This window comes from Streptomyces sp. SID486 (assembly GCF_009865385.1).
Classification (GTDB): Bacteria; Actinomycetota; Actinomycetes; order Streptomycetales; family Streptomycetaceae; genus Streptomyces.
Genome location: NZ_WWJT01000179.1, coordinates 1 through 2,457, shown reverse-complemented (window position 1 = coordinate 2,457; position 2,457 = coordinate 1). Strand labels below are relative to the sequence as shown.

The window sequence follows — 2,457 nt, the reverse complement described above, 5'->3', positions numbered from 1 at the left end:
GCCGGGCGCGGCTGCTGCTGCGGCCGGGGAGCGACCTGCCGCTGGGGGCGGCGGCGCAGCGGGTCCTCGTCCGGGTCCAGGTACTGGACCTGCGTCTGGTCGTTGCGGTCGCGCGCCGCCCGCAGCTGCGTCTGCCAGGGGTGCGGCTGCTGCTCGGGCTGCTGCCCCTGCTGGCCGTACTGCCCCTGCCCCGGCGGGACGGGCGGCAGGACGGCGGTGGGGTCCGCCGCGCCCGTGTTCGGCAGCACGGAGGTGGGGTCGGCGGCGCCGGCCGGGCCGCCGGTGTGCGGCAGCACGCTGGTCGCGCCGTTCGGGTCGTACCCCTGCGGTGCGTTCGTCGGCAGCACCTGGGTGGGATCGGCGGCTCCGGGCACGTCCGGGACGGCGGCCGGGGCCGGGTCGGGCGCGAGCAGCGCGCCGACGCCCTCGGCCGCGGCGATCTGCGCGGGGTTCGCGTGCACGCCGACGCCCTCGGCCACGACCCGCAGCCCGCGCGCGAGGTTCTCGGCGCTGGGCCGCTCGTCGGGGTTCTTGCGCAGGCAGCGCTCTATGACCGTCCACAGCGGGTCCGGAACGGTGGAGGGGCGGCGCGGCTCGGCGCTCAGGTGCTGGTGCAGGACCTCCAGGGCGCTGCCGCCGGAGAACGGCGGGCGCCCGGTGACCAGCTCGTACAGCAGGATGCCGGCGCCGTAGATGTCCACGGCGGAGGTCTGCGGGCGGCCCTCGGCGGACTCGGGGGCGACGTAGGCGGGTGTGCCGACGAACTCGTGGGTGCGGGTCAGGCCCGGGGAGTCGGCGAGGCGCGCGATGCCGAAGTCGGTCAGCATGGGGTGCATCTGGCCGTCGTACTGCTGGAGCAGCACGTTGGCGGGCTTCAGGTCGCGGTGGACGACGCCGTCGGCGTGGCTCGCGGCGAGGGCGTCGGCGATCTGGGCCGTCAGCAGCGCCGCGGCGACCGGGGTGAAGGGGCCGCTCTCGCGCAGGTAGCGGTGCAGGTCGGGGCCGTCGACGAGGTCCATGACCAGGGCCAGCAGGTCACCCTCGACGACCAGGTCGCGGACCCGGACGATGTTGGGGTGGGTCAGCCGGAGCAGGACGGAGCGCTCCCGCAGGAAGCGCATCACGATGTCCGGGTCGCTCGCCAGCTCCTCCTTGAGGACCTTGATCGCGACCGTCTCTCCCGGCTGCCCGGCCACGGCCGCCTCGGCGCCCGCGGTCTCGCGCTGGCGGGCACGCCATACGGTGCCTGTGGCGCCGCGTCCGAGCGGCTCCTCAAGCAGGTACTTGCTGCCGACTGGCCGCACGTCACGCGCTCCCTGCTGGTTGCTGTTGCTCACTTGCCTGCGTTCCGGTGCTCACTTGCCTGCGTTCCGGTGTTCCGACCCACTGTAGTGCCGTGCCACAGAGCACTACGTAAGCGTTCCCGGGCCGGTTCGAGCGGTTCGACGGGAAGACGCGCGTCCCGCTCCGCTGGTTGCCGGGACCGGAAGTGACCGATCTCAACTGATCGCCGGCGGCGCACCGGTCAGGCACTTTTGGGGGCAGAGCCGACCAATCAAGATCACTTCTGCCCGGGTCCCGGGCGCGTTGTCGGTGCCAGGTGCGAGGATGCCTCCAGCGGCTCGCTGGGAGGGCTCCAGCGGCCGCTGGCCGACGTGTTCGTGTGGGGTGGGGGGAAGTCCGCGCCCGCGCGGAGCCGCGCAGAAGGGACCGCTGACGCCGATGCAGATCCGGCTGACCGTCGTAGACCCGCTCGGCCCGAGCCCGCAGCGCGGCCGCGCCTCGTGCCGCGACGTGCTGGTCACCGCGCCCACGGGCACGGAACTGGCCGCGGTCGCGTCGGCGCTGGCCGGGGCGGTCACGGGCGAGGGCGGAGCCGGCCGGGAGACCGGCGGCGCCGCCGTGGTGCTGTACGCGGGCGCCGAGCGGCTCGACCCGCGCCGGTGCACCCTCGGCGAGCCCCCGCTGGTCGACGGCGCCGTGCTGTCCCTGGGCGCCCCGGCGGCCCCCGAGCCGCACCCCGAGCTGGACGACGCCCCGACCCGGCTGCACGTGGTCGCGGGCCCGGACGCGGGCGGGGTGCATCTGCTGCACGGCGGCCGGATCACCGTCGGCCGCTCCGCCGACGCCGACGTCCCGCTGGACGACCCCGACGTCTCCCGCCTGCACTGCGTGGTCACCGTCGGCGCGGACGGTGGCGTCTCGGTCGCCGACCTCGGCTCCACGAACGGCACCTGTCTCGACGGCACGCGCGTGACCGACCGGCCGGTGCGGTTCCCCGCCGGGGGCCTGCTGCGGATCGGCGAGTCCGCCCTCCGGGTGACACCGTCCGACGGCCCCGGCACGCGGGTGGGCACGGTCCCCGACGGGGAGGGGTGCGTGCGGATCGCCGTGGGCACCGGGACCGGCGGCGCCCCGGGCACCGCGGCGACACCGCCGCGCCCGCCCGTCGGCACC

Annotated in this window: 2 protein-coding genes; one reads left to right on the top strand and one right to left on the bottom strand. The window is 76.0% G+C overall.

What is annotated here, in order from left to right; genetic code table 11:
• Positions 1 to 1,304 (bottom strand): serine/threonine-protein kinase (locus GT045_RS08735; protein ID WP_161333822.1); only part of this gene is annotated, 1,304 nt, incomplete at its 3' end.
• A gap of 418 nt (positions 1,305 to 1,722) precedes the next feature.
• Here GT045_RS08735 and GT045_RS08730 point away from each other — a divergent pair.
• Positions 1,723 to 2,457: FHA domain-containing protein (locus GT045_RS08730; RefSeq protein WP_237538467.1), on the top strand; the 735-nt coding region annotated here is incomplete at its 3' end.